Source organism: Erwinia sp. OLFS4 (assembly GCF_002752165.1).
Lineage (GTDB): Bacteria > Pseudomonadota > Gammaproteobacteria > Enterobacterales > Enterobacteriaceae > Izhakiella.
On the sequence record NZ_MOMB01000047.1, the window covers coordinates 151761 to 170044 of the forward strand.

Annotated in this window: 27 protein-coding genes and 3 pseudogenes; 18 read left to right on the forward strand and 12 right to left on the reverse strand. The window is 49.9% G+C overall.

Translation table 11 applies throughout. The features are described 5' to 3' along the window. Window positions 1-2: 2 nt before the first annotated feature. The 10 genes and pseudogenes from BL249_RS09365 to BL249_RS09410 all read right to left on the reverse strand — a co-directional run. Window positions 3-1463 (reverse strand): annotated as a pseudogene (locus BL249_RS09365) (DNA cytosine methyltransferase); the annotation flags it as partial. Further along, the gene (locus tag BL249_RS09370) at window positions 1460-2113 is read right to left on the reverse strand and encodes a phage N-6-adenine-methyltransferase (RefSeq protein WP_099707182.1); all 654 of its coding nucleotides are present in this window, start codon (window positions 2111-2113) and stop codon (window positions 1460-1462) included. The gene BL249_RS09370 and the pseudogene BL249_RS09365, both read right to left, overlap by 4 nt. Next, complete coding sequence (locus tag BL249_RS09375; RefSeq protein WP_099707181.1) at window positions 2110-2709, reverse strand: DUF1367 family protein; 600 nt, start codon at window positions 2707-2709, stop codon at window positions 2110-2112. The genes BL249_RS09370 and BL249_RS09375 overlap by 4 nt, the downstream gene beginning before the upstream one ends. Before the next feature lie 57 nt (window positions 2710-2766). Beyond that, window positions 2767-2964: a hypothetical protein gene (locus tag BL249_RS09380; RefSeq protein ID WP_016192912.1), complete on the reverse strand. Its 198-nt coding sequence runs from the start codon at window positions 2962-2964 to the stop codon at window positions 2767-2769. A 342-nt stretch (window positions 2965-3306) separates the two neighbouring features. Further along, the gene (locus tag BL249_RS09385; protein ID WP_099707180.1) at window positions 3307-3462 is read right to left on the reverse strand and encodes a type I toxin-antitoxin system Hok family toxin; all 156 of its coding nucleotides are present in this window, start codon (window positions 3460-3462) and stop codon (window positions 3307-3309) included. A 240-nt stretch (window positions 3463-3702) separates the two neighbouring features. Further along, a complete protein-coding gene (locus tag BL249_RS09390) occupies window positions 3703-4527 on the reverse strand; it encodes a ParB/RepB/Spo0J family partition protein (RefSeq protein WP_099707179.1) in 825 nt (274 codons plus the stop codon). Between the two features lie 19 nt (window positions 4528-4546). Further along, complete coding sequence (locus tag BL249_RS09395) at window positions 4547-5287, reverse strand: ATP-binding protein (RefSeq protein WP_099707178.1); 741 nt, start codon at window positions 5285-5287, stop codon at window positions 4547-4549. A 2-nt stretch (window positions 5288-5289) separates the two neighbouring features. After that, entirely contained in the window at window positions 5290-6144 is an 855-nt protein-coding gene (locus BL249_RS09400; protein ID WP_099707177.1) for a hypothetical protein, read from the reverse strand. A gap of 41 nt (window positions 6145-6185) precedes the next feature. Further along, complete coding sequence (locus BL249_RS09405; protein WP_099707176.1) at window positions 6186-6659, reverse strand: toxin YdaT family protein; 474 nt, start codon at window positions 6657-6659, stop codon at window positions 6186-6188. Next, the gene (locus BL249_RS09410) at window positions 6637-6867 is read right to left on the reverse strand and encodes a Cro/CI family transcriptional regulator (RefSeq protein ID WP_044243761.1); all 231 of its coding nucleotides are present in this window, start codon (window positions 6865-6867) and stop codon (window positions 6637-6639) included. The genes BL249_RS09405 and BL249_RS09410 overlap by 23 nt, the downstream gene beginning before the upstream one ends. Window positions 6868-6946: 79 nt before the next feature. On the opposite strand from BL249_RS09410, the gene BL249_RS09415 reads away from it, so the two are divergent. The 18 genes from BL249_RS09415 (at window position 6947) to BL249_RS09490 (ending at window position 17074) form a co-directional block, all read left to right on the forward strand. Next, entirely contained in the window at window positions 6947-7351 is a 405-nt protein-coding gene (locus BL249_RS09415) for a helix-turn-helix domain-containing protein (protein WP_016192095.1), read from the forward strand. 242 nt (window positions 7352-7593) lie between these two features. After that, window positions 7594-7758: a hypothetical protein gene (locus BL249_RS19135; protein WP_006118880.1), complete on the forward strand. Its 165-nt coding sequence runs from the start codon at window positions 7594-7596 to the stop codon at window positions 7756-7758. Continuing rightward, a complete protein-coding gene (locus BL249_RS09420) occupies window positions 7755-7946 on the forward strand; it encodes a DUF1482 family protein (RefSeq protein WP_168174301.1) in 192 nt (63 codons plus the stop codon). The genes BL249_RS19135 and BL249_RS09420 overlap by 4 nt, the downstream gene beginning before the upstream one ends. Window positions 7947-8145: 199 nt before the next feature. Beyond that, on the forward strand, window positions 8146-8433 hold the full coding sequence (locus BL249_RS09425; RefSeq protein ID WP_099707175.1) for a DNA breaking-rejoining protein: 288 nt from the start codon (window positions 8146-8148) through the stop codon (window positions 8431-8433). Window positions 8434-8514: 81 nt separating this feature from the next. Beyond that, complete coding sequence (locus BL249_RS09430; RefSeq protein WP_006118878.1) at window positions 8515-8778, forward strand: hypothetical protein; 264 nt, start codon at window positions 8515-8517, stop codon at window positions 8776-8778. Further along, on the forward strand, window positions 8771-11038 hold the full coding sequence (locus BL249_RS09435) for an exodeoxyribonuclease VIII (protein WP_099707174.1): 2268 nt from the start codon (window positions 8771-8773) through the stop codon (window positions 11036-11038). Before BL249_RS09430 ends, BL249_RS09435 begins: the two co-directional genes overlap by 8 nt. After that, the gene (locus BL249_RS09440; RefSeq protein WP_099707173.1) at window positions 11035-11538 is read left to right on the forward strand and encodes a siphovirus Gp157 family protein; all 504 of its coding nucleotides are present in this window, start codon (window positions 11035-11037) and stop codon (window positions 11536-11538) included. Before BL249_RS09435 ends, BL249_RS09440 begins: the two co-directional genes overlap by 4 nt. A gap of 41 nt (window positions 11539-11579) precedes the next feature. Beyond that, window positions 11580-11753 (forward strand): hypothetical protein, encoded by a 174-nt coding sequence (locus BL249_RS18970; RefSeq protein WP_158233111.1) that lies wholly within the window; start codon window positions 11580-11582, stop codon window positions 11751-11753. Continuing rightward, window positions 11750-12262, forward strand: coding sequence for a hypothetical protein (locus tag BL249_RS09445; RefSeq protein WP_099707172.1), 513 nt, complete (start codon window positions 11750-11752; stop codon window positions 12260-12262). The genes BL249_RS18970 and BL249_RS09445 overlap by 4 nt, the downstream gene beginning before the upstream one ends. Further along, a complete protein-coding gene (locus tag BL249_RS09450; RefSeq protein WP_099707171.1) occupies window positions 12259-12471 on the forward strand; it encodes a hypothetical protein in 213 nt (70 codons plus the stop codon). Before BL249_RS09445 ends, BL249_RS09450 begins: the two co-directional genes overlap by 4 nt. Continuing rightward, window positions 12468-12716 carry a DUF7446 family protein gene (locus BL249_RS09455; protein WP_006118873.1) on the forward strand — a complete coding sequence of 83 codons (249 nt, stop codon included), beginning with the start codon at window positions 12468-12470 and terminating at the stop codon, window positions 12714-12716. The genes BL249_RS09450 and BL249_RS09455 overlap by 4 nt, the downstream gene beginning before the upstream one ends. Further along, a complete protein-coding gene (locus BL249_RS09460; RefSeq protein WP_099707170.1) occupies window positions 12713-13045 on the forward strand; it encodes a hypothetical protein in 333 nt (110 codons plus the stop codon). Before BL249_RS09455 ends, BL249_RS09460 begins: the two co-directional genes overlap by 4 nt. Beyond that, the gene (locus BL249_RS09465) at window positions 13042-13350 is read left to right on the forward strand and encodes a DNA-binding protein (protein WP_168174300.1); all 309 of its coding nucleotides are present in this window, start codon (window positions 13042-13044) and stop codon (window positions 13348-13350) included. The genes BL249_RS09460 and BL249_RS09465 overlap by 4 nt, the downstream gene beginning before the upstream one ends. Continuing rightward, on the forward strand, window positions 13347-13592 hold the full coding sequence (locus BL249_RS09470) for a hypothetical protein (RefSeq protein WP_099707169.1): 246 nt from the start codon (window positions 13347-13349) through the stop codon (window positions 13590-13592). The genes BL249_RS09465 and BL249_RS09470 overlap by 4 nt, the downstream gene beginning before the upstream one ends. Beyond that, window positions 13589-14011: a hypothetical protein gene (locus tag BL249_RS09475; RefSeq protein ID WP_099707168.1), complete on the forward strand. Its 423-nt coding sequence runs from the start codon at window positions 13589-13591 to the stop codon at window positions 14009-14011. The genes BL249_RS09470 and BL249_RS09475 overlap by 4 nt, the downstream gene beginning before the upstream one ends. Continuing rightward, window positions 14008-15648 (forward strand): DUF4942 domain-containing protein, encoded by a 1641-nt coding sequence (locus tag BL249_RS09480; protein ID WP_099707167.1) that lies wholly within the window; start codon window positions 14008-14010, stop codon window positions 15646-15648. Before BL249_RS09475 ends, BL249_RS09480 begins: the two co-directional genes overlap by 4 nt. 66 nt (window positions 15649-15714) lie before the next feature. Further along, a complete protein-coding gene (locus tag BL249_RS09485; protein WP_099707166.1) occupies window positions 15715-15966 on the forward strand; it encodes an excisionase in 252 nt (83 codons plus the stop codon). Then, window positions 15941-17074 carry a site-specific integrase gene (locus tag BL249_RS09490; protein ID WP_099707165.1) on the forward strand — a complete coding sequence of 378 codons (1134 nt, stop codon included), beginning with the start codon at window positions 15941-15943 and terminating at the stop codon, window positions 17072-17074. Before BL249_RS09485 ends, BL249_RS09490 begins: the two co-directional genes overlap by 26 nt. A gap of 122 nt (window positions 17075-17196) precedes the next feature. On the opposite strand, the pseudogene BL249_RS19485 reads toward BL249_RS09490, so the two are convergent. Both BL249_RS19485 and BL249_RS09495 read right to left on the reverse strand, forming a co-directional pair. After that, window positions 17197-17352: pseudogene (locus BL249_RS19485) on the reverse strand (NADP-dependent isocitrate dehydrogenase); the annotation flags it as partial. After that, window positions 17347-18165 (reverse strand): annotated as a pseudogene (locus tag BL249_RS09495) (arginine decarboxylase); the annotation flags it as partial. The pseudogenes BL249_RS09495 and BL249_RS19485, both read right to left, overlap by 6 nt. Between the last annotated feature and the right edge of the window lie 119 nt (window positions 18166-18284).

The window sequence follows — 18284 nt, forward strand, 5'->3', positions numbered from 1 at the left end:
CGAATGGCCTCCGCAATGCGTTCACCAATCCAGCGCATTACCGGTACTGCCATGCTATTACCGATTGCTTTATAGCGAGGTCCGTCGGGACAATCCGTTGCCTCCTTTCCACGCCAATTAATCAGAGTATGGTTATCGGGAAAGCCCTGTAAGCGTTCACATTCAACTGGAGTTAAGCGACGAACTTGAGGCCCCCAACTTATGGCCCCTACACCCATCCCGGCCCGACCGCCGTTCGGAGTCAACAAAGCATTTGCTGTTCCGTCGTTACGCACCTCAACAGATGAACCTTCAGCACGTCCACGAATTGCAAGTGTGTACGGCTCATACGCAATGGCTGGAGGCTGCCCGCTATTGGCATGACTGGTGTCATGGTTTCCGGCATGCAAGGTTGGTGCCATGTCTACCGTTGCATCAGCACCGTTGTCTTTGTAACTGAAAGCTATGCAGGCATTTTCCTGACCGTTGTTACGTCCCAGCGTGTGCGCCAGTTCGCGATTTATATCCGGATCCTGTGTACCGTGAACGGCGAACGTTTCAACATCAAAATCAATGCGCTGACCTTTGGCCGTCAGACATGCAGCAACATCAATGTTTCCGCTGGTATTGCCGCCGCCATAAGCCAGTACGTTCATCCCTCTGTCGGCGCATGGTGATGAGTCGTGGCGAGCAGTAAGGGTACCGGCCACTCCCTCGCCATATTGGGTTTCAGCTACTAAGTGTCCAGCTTGTCCCTGGTTGTCGTCTGCACCACACGTTCCAACGCCGTTTGCAGTAAGGGCGGCAACTGTCGTTTGCGGTTCTCTGCGCGGCGGAGTATCCCGGCGCACGCTTTCGAACTCAAAAAGTACCGCGGCGGGATCGAATCCTTTTCGAGCACTTGCGACAACGAACACACGTCGGCGGCGTTGGGCCACTCCGAAAAATTGAGCGTCAAGGACTCGCCATGCGATAGTCCTTTGGGGTCCATACACACAACCAGCGTTCGACCATTTTCGCCCTGCTGGTTGTAGCTCACGGCTTTCTCCGGCAAGTCCTGCCAGAAAACATCCAAAGGCATTATCTTTTGAGGTAAGGACTCCCGGCACGTTTTCCCATACATAAATCGCTTCATCTTCTCCACGCTCGATTCGTTTTGCATCAATTCCATTCGCTAATTCCACATAAGAAAGTGTTAACTGCCCACGCTTATCAGCAAGACCATTTCGTAAACCGGCAATACTGAAAGCCTGACAAGGTGTGCCCCCGACTACTATTTCAGGAGCAACAACACCAACACGCACAAGGCTGGCTATTTTCGTCATATCGCCCAAATTCGGTACATTGGGCCAGCGTTCTGCCAGCACAGCGCATGGGAAAGGTTCAATTTCAGCAAACCACGATGGCCGCCAGCCCAAATATCCCCATGCTACCGAAGCCGCTTCAATACCACTGCACACAGATCCGTAAGTGATGCTTTTCATCCAGCTACCCCGACTAACTTCATCGCTGCTCGCTGTATTTGAGTCAGGATCATGCGGCCTGTGGTTTCAAGTTCTTCGCGGCTGATGTAGCTCGTCGCCGGGCCAGCCCATGTTTTATCGAATATCGCGATCGCCACACCAAATCCTGAAGATGATTCTGACGGCTCACCCTCTGCGGGGATATACCAGTCAGGGAGATCAAAGCTGATGCGCCCACGAACAAAAGCGATGTGGTCGGCATTTTCCGGCCACCAGCTTTCACTCGTCGCTGATTTGATGAAGAAAACATATCGCCCACCCAGCTCGCGCATAGCGGCAGCGTGCTGCATGATCGGCACCATGCCGGTGATGTATTCGCCCTCGAATTGCTGGGCACGGCTATATGGAGGGTTAGCGTACGCTGCGCCGCCGAGGGTTCTCAGGCGGCCGGACCAGTCCTGCGACAGCGCGTTATCTTCTGCGGTGTAGTAGCTATCACATTTGGCGTTGTGGTCGTCAGCAAAGAGATCGAGTGAGAACGGGCCAAACTTGGCGTTTATGCCCCACCAGATTGCGTCGGGTGTGCGCCATTGGTCACCGACTTCTTTAAGTTTGTGCGATTGGCGGTTACGCAGTGCTTCAAGTGCTTTGCAGTATGGATTCTGGTTCACGCGGCATACTCCAGCAACTGAGCAGCGACGTTTTCGACTTCGGCTGGCGATGAGAATTTGCGGAACAGGATCCAGTTCCAGAGCACATTCAGCGTTGATTTATAGAATTGCTGGAATTCAATCTCGTCCATTTTGGCAAAGGAGATCGACTTCGCCCGACGGTTGCGACTGCCATCAGGATAAATATGCTCGGTGTAATAACCGGCCTGAATGGTCACCCATTCGCGGTAAGCTTCGAAGGATTTAAGCAGGGCTATGTCACGCGTTCGCGTATGTGCGGCATCGGCAAGGTACTGCTCTGCGGCGTCGGAAAGCGCAACGCTATGTTGCTGCCCCACCTGCCGGCACAGAAAATCGACGAAGCCGTTAACCAGCTTTTGCTCTTCCGGAAGAATAGCGCCGCCGGTGGGCGTCCAGTAATCAAAGCCAAGCTGAAGGAGTTTGAAAAAGCGTTTGTGAAACTGGTAGTTGCGGACACGCTTAAAGTCGGCGTGAATCCACTCACCGATTTTGATACGTTGCAAAAATTCGCTGGCCTCGGGCGTTGCCGGGGTCAGGGTTTCTAGGCCAATTTTTTGAAGTTGAATCTGTGCCATCGGTTTTCTCCGGTGACACAGTGGTTTCTCAGCAGGTTGTTCAGACCTGTGTATAGATTATAGTGGATTATCAGCATCATCAACAGCCGATATTCCGGCAGTTTTTCGCGCTTCAGCCATCTGCTGCACACTGGTTACAAATTCATCAGGACGCAGCACAAAGCCATAAACAACATCGCCGTATTCGTTCCTGTAAAGCACAACGGGTCTTGTGCTGTTGTTCAGGCCACGAATTAAGTGGTCAGGTATGATCATCACTTTGCTCCAGCATGTTTTTGGGAATCCTTTACTTTCCTTCGCGCGTCCCGATAGTTAAGCCGATGCATACGCTTATCTCAATCAACATGTCAGAGCTGTTTGAGATAAGTGGCATTAATATACTGTATATAAAACCAGTGTTATTCTCCAGTGCCTATAGCTTTATTTTTGATCATGTCGATAAAAATCAATTGGTTGTGTGTTTTTCGAGCAATGTATTAGCGAAACAGCGGAAAACGAGTTATGTGACAGGATCAGGATTGAACGGGAGGGAATGGGTGCCTGGGAACGCCTCAGCTAAACACGGCGGTGGCGGGGATTTCTCCCCGCCGGTTGCCCTTACTGGTTGGACTCACAAGACATGACTGCCGCAACCTCCCTGCTACCGTCCCGTATTCGCAGTTCGTAAAGCGAATGACGGGTCAACAAAGTGAATGCCAGTATCGTCAGGCAGACGATGGCCAGGCACCAGATAACAGAGTTTTGCGGCTTCATGGTTGCATCTCCTTGTCTTCCAACAACATCAGGCTTTTGACATAGCCGGATATTGATTTCGACGTTGTAAGAGGCTAACCTGTACGTGTCTAGCATACGAGGGGCCTCGGGTTGATTTATCAGCTCGGGGCTTTTCTCTTTCTGCTTCGTGTATGCCTGAAACAGAAAGTCTCAAGCACCCGGCGCAATCATACCTTGTCATTCCCTCAACGCAACAGTTGGCGATAATTCTGTTTTTTTTCAAGCTGCAAGCCTGCTTCGGTCGGCCGCAATTTTTTTCTGTTCGTCGATTATTTCCAGGACTTCGGCAAGCGCTAACCCATCGAGTTTGATCACACCATCGTCACTGATCAGAGCCAGCGCCAATAACTCAACAGCCCGGCGAGCCTTCTTGACACTGATTTCGGGCGCGATGATGCTGCGGGTAACTTTTTTCTTTCCGGCTGCGGCGGCAATGGCTTTATCCTGTTCCAGTACTTCACCCGCTTTTTCTCCGTGCTCTTTCACACGGTCAACGGCAACATCCACAGATACTGCTCCGGCTTTCACGCTCTGCTGAACGTCGTGATTAGCCATCGCCAGCGTTAATAGCTTCTCGATGGTTGCTACTGATTTATGCACCTTCTGGGCTATTTCCTGTTTCGTCAGGTTGAACGCAGCCAATTCTTTCACAACAGCGGCCTGTTCAATTGCAGTCAGCGGCAATTGGTTATTCGATGTCATGATCCGCGCTACGCGGTCAACGTCGTTCCCCTCGAACGGTACGATGCTGATAAACTCAACCGGTTTCCCCGCATCACGGCACCGCTGGTAGCACCTGCTGCGGCGATGGCCCTCAACAATCCATACACCGCCCTCATCACGCGGAATCACCTCCAGCGCAGGTACGCGGCCACCAGCGGCGAGAAACTCAAACAGCTCATCATCGGCCTGCTGCGTCCGTTCGTCGTTCTCACGCTTGTTGAAGCCGTCTTTGACGTGAATATCTTCCAGACGAATAAACATGCCGGAATGCAGGCGCTTGATTACACCGGAGGTGGTCATTTTTTTAAAAGAATTAGCCATCTATCTATATTTCCTCAATTTATTTTACTAAGCGCAGGTGAGTTACTTTGTTGCGGTAGCTCTCCCACGCGAAATTCACCCACATGCCACCGTCCATTGTCAGACGGTCCATAATCCGGGCTCCCAATACGCGTTCAAGTTCATCGGGAATCAGGTTAGTAAGCACACCAACCGGCTTCATAGCGGAAAGGCGGCGATCGATAACCTGGTTGAGAATTATCATTTCCCCACGGCTCTCACGCTGTATACCGACCTCATCCAGCACCAGCAGATCAACCTTGCATAAATCATCAATCAGCGCAGCCTCAGAGCCTCCGCCGTCGTAACACGCCCTCACGCGCAACATCAGGTCTGGAATAGTGACCACAAGCACTGATCGCTCCTGTTTCAGCAGAAAATTACCTATCGCGGCCGCCAGATGATTTTTCCCTGTACCGGGGCTGCCGCTGAATATAAAACTGGCGAACCCGCTGCCAAAGTTTTGCGCATAGCTTTTCGCCATCGTCAGCGCATGGCGCTGGCCATCATTCTCGACACGATAATTTTTGAATGTGCAATTCCGGTGCAAATCCTGAATCCCCGATCGACCGAATATTTTTTCTGTCCGAGCCTTGTTGTTTAGCTTGTCCACTTCGACAGAGCGTTTACGCCCCTCTTCCTGCTGCCAGGCCAATAATTCTTCAGCAGTTGTGAATCGCGGTTGAACACCAGCAGGCATAAGTCGCTGGAGTCGTTTCAACAAGTCGGATGTATTTTTCATGCCTACCCCCTGAAGCCTGGTGGGATGGTGTTATTTGGCTGAGAAATCTGGTTAACGTCTCTTTGCGCAGGTCTACCAGACTGCCAGCTTCTCGGTTTATCCTGGCTGTTTTGCAGCCACGTAGTGATAAATCGCTTAATTCCACGCGGAGTTTTCCTTTTTGCCGGGTTACTGTTTAACCAACCCAACATATTGCGAAATTCCTGTTCGATGTTGACTCCTGGATACAACGCAACCTGCTCAAGAAAGTAGCTTTCGGTTACATCAAAAAAACTTTTGCCGTCAGATAACGGGAGTGAAATAAAAACAACCTCCGATGCCTGATGCTGATTTTCATTAGCATCAGGCAATATGTTTTCATGTTCTTTATCTTTTTCTTCCTCTTCCTCTTCCTCTTCCTCTGGTACCGCTTTTTGAACTGACCCTGTAACGCTCGATGCGTTACCGTTTTCGTTTCTCTTGCGTTTCAAATTACGAGCTTTATTCACCCTGTCATTTGTAAGCGCCCGATTTTTAGAGCTTTTCCCGTTATGTTTCTCGAAATTTTTGAAATAAAGAGAATCACCATCCTGTACAAGCCAACCTACAAAAATAAGAGCATCTGCAAAGCCAGGCATAAAAGCGATGCGATCTATTGCGATCTTACTCAGTACAGATGCGTTACCCTTTCTTTCCTCGTGTTCCATATCTGTAACGCTATCATCGTTACAGATTGCTATTTGTTGATCTGCCCATACCCACAAACGGATTAATTTTCCGAGTACCATATCGGGATCAATATTAAGTTTTTCAGAGATGAGGAAAATCTCTGGCTTATCAGGTGTAATTACTTCGACCTTGATCCAGTTTGAAGCCATATATGAAACCCACCTGTAACGCACTATGCGTTACTTCATCGTTACTGAATGCCAATATTTGGCGTTACTGTTACGCGAGCAGCAGTCATAGCTGCAATTCGTATTGCTGAAATAGCTTCGTCTGCTTCCCGTAATATTTCCGTCGGTGCGGCACCAAGGTTTATTGCATTAATCGCATCAACAAATTCTTTGGTTGCCACAGCGACCAGATAAGCAGGACTGTGTGGACGCAAGACGCGTGCGCGTCGTTCAGTTGGTAAGGCTGCCAATGCTGCTGACTTCAACCCCTCAGCCTGAGGTGCATATCTCGGCCCATCGAACCCACGGAAAATACGCTTTACACGCTGCGTCGCGTTGCTGAGTCCATTTTCGGAATCAGCAGTTGGTAAAATGTCACCCCCGCCAGCCGCGTGATACTGCTCGGCAACTGCCAGGCCAACAGTTTTCCAGCCGTCCACCTGTGCCCATCGTTCCAGCTCGGCGGCGACGGCATCAATCGGAGGACTGATTTTCATGATTCACTTTACCTTTGCGCTTTGCCTTATATTGGTCGTATGCAATCGGGTCATATTTCAGAACGCCGCCGGAAGCGATCTGAAGGCGCATAGCTTTACCTTCTGGAACCAAATCCCCCCAAACAGACACGGATGAAGGTTTAACCCCAGCGGCCATAGCTAATTTCGTCTTATTACCAAAAAATTTTACTGCGTCACTTTTGAGCACTTCACTCTCTCCCTTAGGTTTTCTTAAGAAGATTAGATCGTAGAGAAACCTAAGTAAAGAAAATTTAGAATAACCTAATATGCAAAACGAAACTTTTGGCTCCCGTCTGCTGCGCAGGCGTAAAGAATTAAAGCTATCTCAAGCTGCCTTAGGGAAATTGGTCCAGGTGGCTCACGTAACTATTTCTCAATGGGAGCGCGATGAGACGCAGCCTGCGGGAAAGCGGCTTTTCGGGCTCAGCAAGGCCCTTCAGTGCAATCCAACATGGCTGATGTTTGGTGACGACGACAAAGCCCCCACAGACCCAGTGCAGCCCCAAATCCAAGAGTTATCCCCTCAACATAAAGAGCTAATCGAACTGTTCGATGCGCTCCCCGCATCTGAGCAAGAGGCACAGTTAAGCGAGTTACGAGCCAGAGTAGAGAATTTCAGCCGTCTTTTTGACGAGTTACTACAAGCTCGCAAACGCTCCCAGAAAAAATAACTGCCAATTCCTCTACTCAATCTCGTTTCCTATGAGAGTTTTGTTGTGCCCGCAAAAAAAATAAACACCTTCCAAATCATACAGTTAACTTTCTACGCTCAATAATTTAGGTTTTTCTACATTTTTTCTATTGATCTAAATCTTAGGTTATTCTAAATTTAGTCCATCGAAACCACACAGTGATTTCTCAGATAACACGTTCCGCCAGCCTGGCGACAAGGGCACAACACAGGAGATAGGCAATGGTTAAGCAATATCAGGATGTGAAAGTTAGCGATCTGCAATGTATCTACGAAATTCAGGGTGATGAAACCGTCTGTGATGCAGACAAGCAGCAGGCGACTATTGAGTCATTCACATATGAATGGATCCTTGGAGATAACGTCAAATACGGATTTAACCTATGACAGGAACTCTCTTCGCTCTGGTGCTGACCACTTATCTTACGACCGGGGAAGTTCAGGACAGTGTGGTTGAAGTGTTCCCGACTTACACCGAATGCTTGAAAGCTGCGGATCAGCAAAAAATTGAAGGCAGTTGCTACCCTGTTGAAAAAATCATTCATCAGGGAGAAGAAACACCAGCGGAGTATTAATAATGGAGACCATTTTAATCATAACTGGATTCATATTTATTATTCTGGCATTTGCAATAATTAGTTTAGTTTCTTTTTTTATGTTTCAGATTGACGTATGCGGGTCTGATTCCAGCCGCGATTTATAGTTGTTAGTTGCACTTTTTTAATATGCCGTTTATCCGGCAGGTAATTCCACAATCTTTTTTCAGGAGCAAATATGAAAACCATCAGCATTATTAATCTCAGCTTATCCGCCATTAATAACGAACTGGCGTTATTCAATTGTGAAGATTCTATCACCGGAGTAATTCACACTGCCCCATCAAACACAACCGTTGTTCTCGATGGCGGCTACGTTCTCGGTCAATACGGTTGTGTTCACAAGGCAGTTGATGAACTGACAAGTGTACATATCCAGCTTCACGAAGCTGAAAAAGAAAGCGGTACATATGCTGCTTATAAAAATGCCTTTAGTGCCGGGTTTGCATCTTCACGGACACACTAATTTATACGCCCCGTTAGCGCGGGGCATTTATCAGCATAAGCATTTATTCAGTGCTTAATCTGATAAATGAGGAGCCATAAATTGGATATTACTCTCGCATTCAAAAAACTATCACTGACAAACGGTGATGAAATCACATTAAGCATTGCGCCAAGTGCAATGCAAAAAATGATTATCGAGTTAATCGCTCAGGGTTATCTCACTACAGAGGAAATGGCGACTTACGTAATAAGCCAATTAAAAATTTGCGATAAACAAAACCTTCCGTACGTATTACCTGAAAACGTACTGAAAAAATTAAATGAAACTTATCAAACCGTAAATAACGGGGGTGAAAATGTCTAAATATATTGGCTGTTGGTTTGGCCTTGAAGAAGCTGCTGAAGAAAATGGCGAAATGCGAATCGCCCATGCTTTTGAGGCCGTAAATGATAAACAGGCAAAAGCGAAAGCAGCGCTGCTATTCATGGAAGCCTTTCCGGATGGTGACGATTCTCAATTTGAATTTCGCATGTATGCCGAAGCGGACGGTATTCCCTGCCCTACCGAAGAATGGGATGAAACCTTTTTATTCGAACACGAATGGGACGACGATCTGGGCCACCCGGTAGCGAACGTCCAGGCCAGCCCCGTTGATTTTGACAAGCTACAGCCATCAGTGCGTGTCGCCGTACTGGTGAAATACAACACGACTGAAATCACCAGTGATCAACTTGGTGCAGCTATTGAATTACAGCAGGGCGACTCATCAACGTTTGACAGCCATATTACCGACGCTATTTCCAAGATGCCGGCAATCGTGTCCATGTACCCGGAACGCGTTCTGGAAGCAATCAAGTATATCCGTGTTAACTGCGCCCCTAATAAGAAATGGCCGGAAATAAAAGCGGCACTTGCAGGATGGCTGAAAAGTCACGAAGAAGAACGAAAAGAAGGTGCAATCAATGCCATTGATACTGACGCTGCTGAACCATCTGCTGTCGTGGTACCACGCCCCTATAAACACACACACGAAACGCTGGACGTTGAGATCGCTTCTGCTCTCTGGGCTGGCGATGTTGACCCGAACACCCCGCAGCCATCGATTACCCGTTGGGCTAACGGCATCATCAAAGAGGATCGCGAAGACTTTAAACGCTGGTCTATCCAACTCCGCACCCAGCCCAATATTCTCAAATACGACCGCCCTACTATTTTCGGCGTAGTTCGCAATGTGCCGGCAGTCGATACATACCGCTTCCCGGAATCACATAAACGCTACATCACCGAATACCTCAAAGCCAACGGCAAGATGGAGAACGAAGACGATGAGACCGAACAGAACACGGCGGCATCAACTGGCCCACTGGAATCTGAATCGCCAGAAACTTCTACAGTGGCGACGCAACACTCTGATGATGTGTCAGCAACAGGGACGGTGGAAACTGCGCCACCTGTAGAGCGTACTGGACCATTCTACTATCGCACCGCCGATGGCCAGCCCGGCCGTGCCAACAAGCTGGCTAAACTCGAAGCCGTTATTGAACAGGGCTGCATCGAGATCACCAAAGAAGAATACCAGGCACTGAAGGATGCGCCACCAGTTAAGCAGCAAACCAACAGTGATCAACCTGGTATCAATAACCTCGGGAACGGACGTTTCAGCATTGAAGGGCTCGCCCCAGAGCAGCCGCAAACCGATGAAAAAAGCGCCTCAAATGAAGTCGAAAAAACGGAAGTAGCGGCGGTACAGCCTTCCACCACTACTTTCCAGTCCATTGGTGCAGCACTGGAGCATGATCTCGCTGAAAAAGGCGACAACATGAAAATCTGGCGCAGCGTAATGCGCACGGATCCCCGTTATACCAAAGACCTTGCTGGCGCTGGATTCGAAGGTACAAGCATCAATGCTGAGTACATGATCATGCGAGCTACCGAAATTTTCGGGCCTATCGGCACTGGCTGGGGTTTCGAAGTTCTGGAAGATCGTATGCTCCCCGGCGCACCAATGAGCGAAGCCATCTACGAAGATAAGAAATTTATCGGAAACCGCCTGCTGCGGGACGGTGACGGCACGCTTATCACCGAGCAAAACCACAGCATCAAAATCGCTTTCTGGTACCTGAGAGACGATGGCGTAGCGGAACGCTTTGAAGCCTACGGCGCAACTAAATATCTGTACAAAACCAAACACGGAATTACCTGTGACGGGGAAGCACAGAAAAAATCTCTCACCGATGCAATCAAAAAGGCTCTCTCCCTTCTGGGCTTCTCTGCTGATGTGTGGCTGGGGCTGTATGACCAGGCCGAATACAAGCAGGAAAACGCAACCGAGTTCGCTATTAAAAATGCCAGCGAAAAAGCAGAGGACGTTAGCCGTCTGCGCAATGAACTGGACGAGAAACTGACCCGGGTAGCAAACACCATCGAAAGCGCCGTAAGCCCCAACGAAGCCAAGAAGGTATTCGACACCCTGGCGCGTGAAGTGGAAGTACACCGGAAAGCGGCTGAAGCCAAAGGTGACAGTGAACACGCCAAGTACCTGTCAGGCCGCTTACGCCGCCTCTCACAGATTAAAGATCAACGTATCAAAACCCTTACAGAAAATCAGGAGCAATCAGCATGAGCCAGAACACTACCGCAATCGCCATCGCCGCCAACATGACCAAACTGATGGCTCTCGTTGAAGCTGGGGAATTTTCCCCGGAGGACATTGCCGACACCATCGAAGGTGAAGAACTGGCGCTGGGTGACAAATTTGACGGGATTATGACACTGGTCCGCAACCTTGAAGGCCAGGCCAAGACTGTAGACGAAGAAGTGAAGCGCCTCAGCGACCGTAAGAAATCGTTTGAGGGCCAGGCCAAAAACCTCAAAACCTACATTCTGAAATGCTTACAGGCCGCTGAACTCAAAACGTTCAAAACTGAACGCAACACTCTCACCGTGCGCAAGGGTTCAATTTCTGTAGTGATCGACAACGTGGATCAGCTTCCCGACGAACTGGTTGATGTCGCCACCGTCGTCGCACCAGATAAGAAAAAAATTAAAGAGGCCATCGAGGCAGGTGAAAACATTAAAGGCGCTCACCTCGAAGTCGGCTCCGAATCTTTGCAAGTGCGCTAACCGGGATGCGGCCAGCAATGGCCGCCCACTGAGACAGAGATATGAGCGACGAATTCAGCAGTCTTTTGTTCCCCAGAAGAACAGAACCCGATGACTTCAAAGACCACACCGAAGAAATCATCTGGCATATGCGGAACGGGTACCGGCGGCACCACGGCATTACCGAGCAGCCTCCGGAAGTGAAACCCACAAAATTAAAGGAAATGAAAAAATGAGCGTCACAACCGTAATTTCAGTATGGCCGGGTGAGAAAACCGAAGAAATGGAAGAATTGAGCAACGGCTGGGGAAGCGGCCCGGCCGTCTGGAACGATATGGCAATGCGTTACCTGGGTATAGCCAGAAACACCTACACATGGCAGATCGACAAAATTTGGCCTCTGCCAAAGCGTATGGATATACCCGAATACAACCGCGCCGTGCTGGCGATGACATACGACAACATGATTGTCGTTCGGGACGACTATGCCCGCGCTGCACAGTGCATTCGCCAATATCTCGCAGATTTCCCCATTAACGAGGATTACGTCAATCACTGGCCCCGAATTGCAGAAATCTTCGAGAGCAACCCTGAGTCTCCAGCTATCGGTTTATGGCTCACCTCTGTATGCGAAAACCCATTTCTCGGCGAATGGGATGACGATGCCGACGATTACGGCCAGCCGGATTGGTCGAAATACTGGAATGTATTTGAATGGCTGGATGCACAAGGCGGTGCAGCATGAGCAAATATCCGAGAATTGGTGATGTATTGTCCAAGAAAAAGAATACCTCCGCTAAGTGTCGATGTGGTGCGGTAGCGAAATTCAAAACTACGGTACAGGTAGATATTTTTCGTGGTGATGATGAAGTGTTTTGGGCATGCAGCGAACACAAAAATGACAGTGCGTTTCTTCTTGGTCTCGCAGTCGAGAGAAAAGGAGCCGCCCAATGAGCAACACGGCAAAACTTCAACTCGGATTCTCTCCGTTAACAAAGACCATCATGCTGGCAAAAATGCGCGATTTGGAAGGAGGAGGGCGCCTGCGTGTCGGTAGTGACCGTGGACGCGACGTAACGAATGAGGCCGCACAATTGGTCTGGCAACTGGTTATGGCGGAAGGCGGTGAAATCACCTGGGAGTTGGACGATGGTTCTCGCATGGTACTCAAAGCCGAAAAGCAGGAGCGTACAGCATGATTCCAATTACCGCTGTTCCTGTAGAGCGTGACGACGAATACGGATTTTGGACTCACCCGGCTTTCGATGCGCTATGCGGAGACCGTGAGGGTGTTCCTGCTGCTGAATTTAACGAGTGGCTGGCCATTAACGGGCTGGAATACTCAATGGACGAGCTGTGTTTTTGTGGCTATGAGCTGGCTCAGGCTGAATACGAAATTAACGGTTCGTTCACCCAATGGCAACCAGAACCACCTGCCGGCGAAGGCTGGTTTATCGGATCAATCCACGACACTGAAGATGGCCCGGTGTGTATCTGGTTTCGCCACATCGAAGGCGGTGCGGTATGAGCAGATGGGTTCGAGCAGAAATCATGATCATCCGCCAGTGTGCCGGAACTATGACTGTAGAGAGCATCGGTCGGCTGATTGGCAGAACGGGCGCAGCAGTTAGAGCAAAAGCCCGTGAGCGAGGTATCAGGCTGTACCTTCGCGGGGATTACCACCAGTCAGCAAAATACCGCCAAGCAGATATCGAGCTGGCGCGGGAGCTGCATTGCGAAGGTGTAAGCCGCCGGGATATTGCCGAAAAACTGGAAATGCCAATCGGCGCTGTTAACCAGTACGTCTATTTCGAGCGGAGGGTTTCAGCATGAGCATGATATCCCTCTACCCGGCGGTTAAACAAATACATTTCTACGTCAATGATGCCTCTCCAGAGCTGATCAAAGAACGTCGAATTTATCTCGAAAATTACCTTCTTCCATGTTGGATAGGCAGGCTGAACGAAATGCAGTCATGGAAAGAAACTTCCGCTACGGATTTGGAGCTTCTCGCGGAATATCAAAAAGGGGTGGATTTTCTAACCGAAGCATTGAAGCAGGAACATAAAGCATGACTACCCAAATCGTATTCGTGAACGGCAAATCAAAATGTGGCTGCGTGATGGAATATAGCGACGGCGGTGGTGAATATTCAGACGTTCATACGATAACACCTTGCGCTGCACACTCACATCGGGAAGTCGCCTCTCAACCCGTTGGTTATTTCGCTTATGACACAGACGGCGGTTTCACTAACCACAACACAGCAGAGCGAGCACAGAAAGAAGCACAGGACGCTATCGAGTATTTCCGCGAGACGGCCTGCGATGGTTGGAGTGATGAGGTCGATAGTGTTTGCTGGGGCGTTATCCTGCAACAGGCAAAGCAAACCGATATAAGACCACGGACTGACGAGGATAAGTGCGAATCCCACATTGAGGAAATTTGCGATTACGTGTTGTTGCCAGAGCTAAAAAATGTTGGTGGATTATGAGTGAAGTGACAGAAATCCTGTACGGAGAACTGTCGGATGGGGCGTTTTTCGCCCCAGCTTCTTCCGACCTTGTTGATTCACTAATCGGCCAGTACAAACAACTCCGGGCCGATATAGAAATGATGTCCGGGTTAATTAACACGCACCATGCATCAGTACACCATTTTCTGGACGGTAATCAGGACCATAATCGCCGCCATTATTTCGGCGGTGTCAGTAATCTATTTAAACTCGAAGGCGCTATCGCCAGCCTGAATGCAACATTCTGGCAAAAAGCCCTGAACATGACCGACGTGTACGAATATATGCCGAACAATCGGCGCACAGAGTGGAACGAGCAGATCCGGGAAATGAAAACGCCCGACTTCGAAGAAGAAACCGTGCGACCAACAATCATGGAACTGCTTAACTCACGCCAGAAATTCTTCTCCGAGCGAGTAGATGGCATTTTTCGCGCTCTTTCCGGCGACCACGTTACCAACAGGCCGGAAGGTTTCGGCAAACGCATGATCCTCTCGCGAGTGTTCAACGACTACGGAACAACCAATCATGATATGAGCGGCTATATCCAGGATCTACGGCAGGTTATCGCGAAATTCATGGGACGCGATGAACCCCGCTGGCGTGTAACCGACGACGCACTACAGGAAGCCCGTTGCCGGCACGGTGAATGGCTGGTGCTGGACGGTGGCGCGTTGCGTGTCCGTGCATATCTGAAAGGTACAGCACACCTCGAAGTGCACCCGGATATGGCCTGGCGGCTTAACTGCATTCTGGCGCACCTGTACCCGCTGGCAATCCCTCCACAATTCCGCCAGAAGCCAAAGAGAAAGCTGAAAGATTTCGCGCTAATGAGCAAGCCACTCCCCTTCGCCGTTCTGGAAGTGCTGGCGGGATTAAAGGCAGAACGTCACACCCCGATTCATCGTAACCGCTGGGATGAACCGACACAGCCTCTGACTACCAATCCGTACAACCGCCGATTTGACTGGCGCGACGAAGACAAAGCGATCCGGGGTCAGGCGGGGAAAATACTGGAAACCATCGGCGGCGTGTTGATTAAAGCGGGTCCAAATAAAAATATCAACATCTGGGAGTTCGACTATGACCCCGCCCGGGTGCTGGGTGAAATTATAGCGTCCGGGTGTATTCCTGATCATCAGTCGCACCAGTTTTACCCTACCCCTGAATCGCTGGCTGAGTGGGCCGTTTCCGAAGCCGATATTCAGCATGGCGATTCCTGCCTGGAGCCGAGTGCCGGCACCGGAAACCTTGCCGTACTGATGCCGGGAGACCAGACCCAATGTGTTGAAATATCAGCGCTTCACTGTCGGGTACTGGAGGCGAAAGGTTACGCCGTCGAACAGGCTGATTTCATCCAGTGGGCCGAAGCCACCAGCAGCCGCTTTGACAAAGTGGTAATGAACCCACCGTTCAGCGAAGGACGAGCCAAAGCGCATGTGGAATCTGCTGCCAGCCTCGTTAAACCCGGCGGCCGTCTTGTGGCCATCCTGCCCGGAAGTATGTGGAAAAAAGATATTTTGCCCGGCTGGTCATCTAGCTGGTCTGGATTAATTGATAACGAGTTTGACGGTACCGGCGTTTCAGTCGTCATGCTGAAAGCCGATCGCAAGTGATTTTTGATAATCAGTTTTAAAGCCCGGTCAGAGCTAAATTACTGACCGGCTGTATGAGGTACGAGTATGGCCAGAATGGTGAGCTTGGAAGAATGGGCGGCGGAAGAATTTGGAAGTTTAGCCCCCAGCCTTCGCACATTAAAAAAATATGCCAAGGGCCACATGATGGCACCACCAGCCAGAAGGGTTGGCAGAGAGTGGATGATTGATCGTGAAGCCCGGTTTATCGGCATTTTAGCTGAGCCCAAAATCGCACCGACCGCAAACCCCAAGCTGAGAAGGATTATTGAAGATGGCTGCCAGACCACGAACCCATAAAATAACCATCCCTAATCTGTACTCAAAGCTGGATAAGCGTACCGGACGCGTGTACTGGCAATACAAACACCCTGTAACGGGTAAATTTCACAGCCTCGGTACTGATGCTGAAGAAGCCAGACAGGTCGCCAGTGAGGCCAACGACATTATCGCGGAACAGCGCACCCGGCAGATCCTCAGCGTTAACGAAAAAATCGCCCGTATGCGTGAGTCCAGAGAATTTATCACCGTGACAACCTGGCTGGATCGCTACCTTGCTATCCAGCAGGAACGACTTGAAACAGGAGATATTAAATTGAACTCAGTAAAACAGAAGAAAAAGCCCGTTGAACTGCTACGCCAGCACTCCGGGATGATGTATCTGAAAGATATTACCACGCTGGAAATCGCGGAGGTTGTGGATGCGGTAAAAGCCCAGGGCTACAATCGTATGGCGCAGGTTGTCCGGACTACGCTGATCGACGTGTTCAAGGAAGCCCAGCACGCCGGGCATGTTCCCCCTGGCTACAATCCGGCACAGGCCACACGTCAGCCGCGTAACCGGGTAATACGCGAGCGCCTTTCCCTCGAAGAGTGGAAAGAAATTTACGCCGCGGCTGAGCACCACCCGCCCTACCTTCAGTGTGCGATGCTGCTGGCCGTCGTCACCGGACAACGCATTGGGGATATTTCTCGGATGAAGTTCTCCGACATCTGGGATGATATGCTTCACGTCGAGCATGAAAAGACTGGCGCCAAAGTGGCGTTACCACTGTCACTGCGTTGTGAAGCGCTGAATATTACCCTGCGTGAGGTTGTGGCTAAATGCCGCGATGCCGTAGTCAGTAAATACCTGGTACATTTCCGGCACAGTACATCGCAGGCCACGAGGGGTGATCGGGTTTCGGCTAACTCCATCACCACCACATTTAAAAAAGCCAGAAATCGTACCGGTATTTCATGGCCTGACCGAAAAGCACCCACATTTCACGAACAGCGCTCACTGTCAGAAAGACTGTATGAGGCTCAGGGGATCGATACGCAAAAATTACTCGGTCACAAGTCACCTCAACAGACGGCAAAATACCATGATGACCGTGGAAAAGACTGGACGGTTGTAGCCGTCTGAACAGCATATTTTATAGCCAGTTTTGGGGAAGAGTTTTGGGGAAGTTTTGGGGAAAGGATTTGAGAAGAAGAAAACCAACATAAATTTAACATCTATGTTGGTTTTTTGTTGCGCTGGATGTGTTACATATTCGCGATAATCGCGTCGCCAAATTCACTGCATTTCAGCAACTTAGCGCCTTCCATCAGGCGTTCGAAGTCATAGGTTACGGTTTTCGCGTTAATCGCTCCTTCCATTCCTTTAACAATTAAGTCGGCGGCTTCGAACCATTCCATATGAAAATGCAACAGCTGCAGACTTTCCAGCCGTCCGGCCTGACGCATAATATCCACCAGCTGCAGCACCTGAGTGGCGGACAAACCAAATTTGGACTTTTCGCCGCCGCTGGATTGCCATTTACCCGAGCCCTGAGAAGCAAGACGCGCGCGAATCCCCAACCGGGGTATCACATTGAGTCGCTCAGCCTCTTCCAGTACCAGCTTGACCTCGGTCATTTTTTCCAGCACCAGGTACACTTTGTGACCAATTTTTTCGCCGATCAGCGCCAGCCGGATATATTCACGATCCTTGTAGCCATTACACACAATCACCGAACGGGTCATACCCGCATGCGCCAGTACCGCCATAAGCTCGGCCTTGGAACCGGCTTCCAGCCCCAGGGGTTCACCGGAATTGATCAATGACTCAATGACGCGCTTATGCTGGTTAACTTTAATCGGATACACCAGAAAGTAATCGCCTTGATAGCCGTAAGACTCACGGGCGCGTTTAAAAGCGGCATTAATTGAACGCAGGCGGTGCTGCAAAATCTGCGGAAAGCAAAACAACGCGGGCAGGCGTTGCCCGTCGGCTTCACGTTCTTTCACCAGTTTCGCAAGATCAACCCGGGCTTCTGGCACATCCGGATCGGGACAAACGCTAATATGCCCCAGCTCGTTGACGTCATAATAGTTGTTACCCCACCAGGCGATATTATAGGTCCTGAGCATCTTGCTGGCGTCTTTATCATTCATCGCTACCTCCTGCATGGAGCGCAGTTCACCCTGTTCGCCTGCTGACGAACGCTTAATCTTTTTTATGTCGTCAGACATCATTCACCTCTAATATCATTGTAAATCACGTCATCAGACTGCGTGAAACGGTCGCAATAACGCATCAGGAACACACTCAGGTTCAGATGCCCTCAGGCGTATCAGCGCTTAGACTCAGG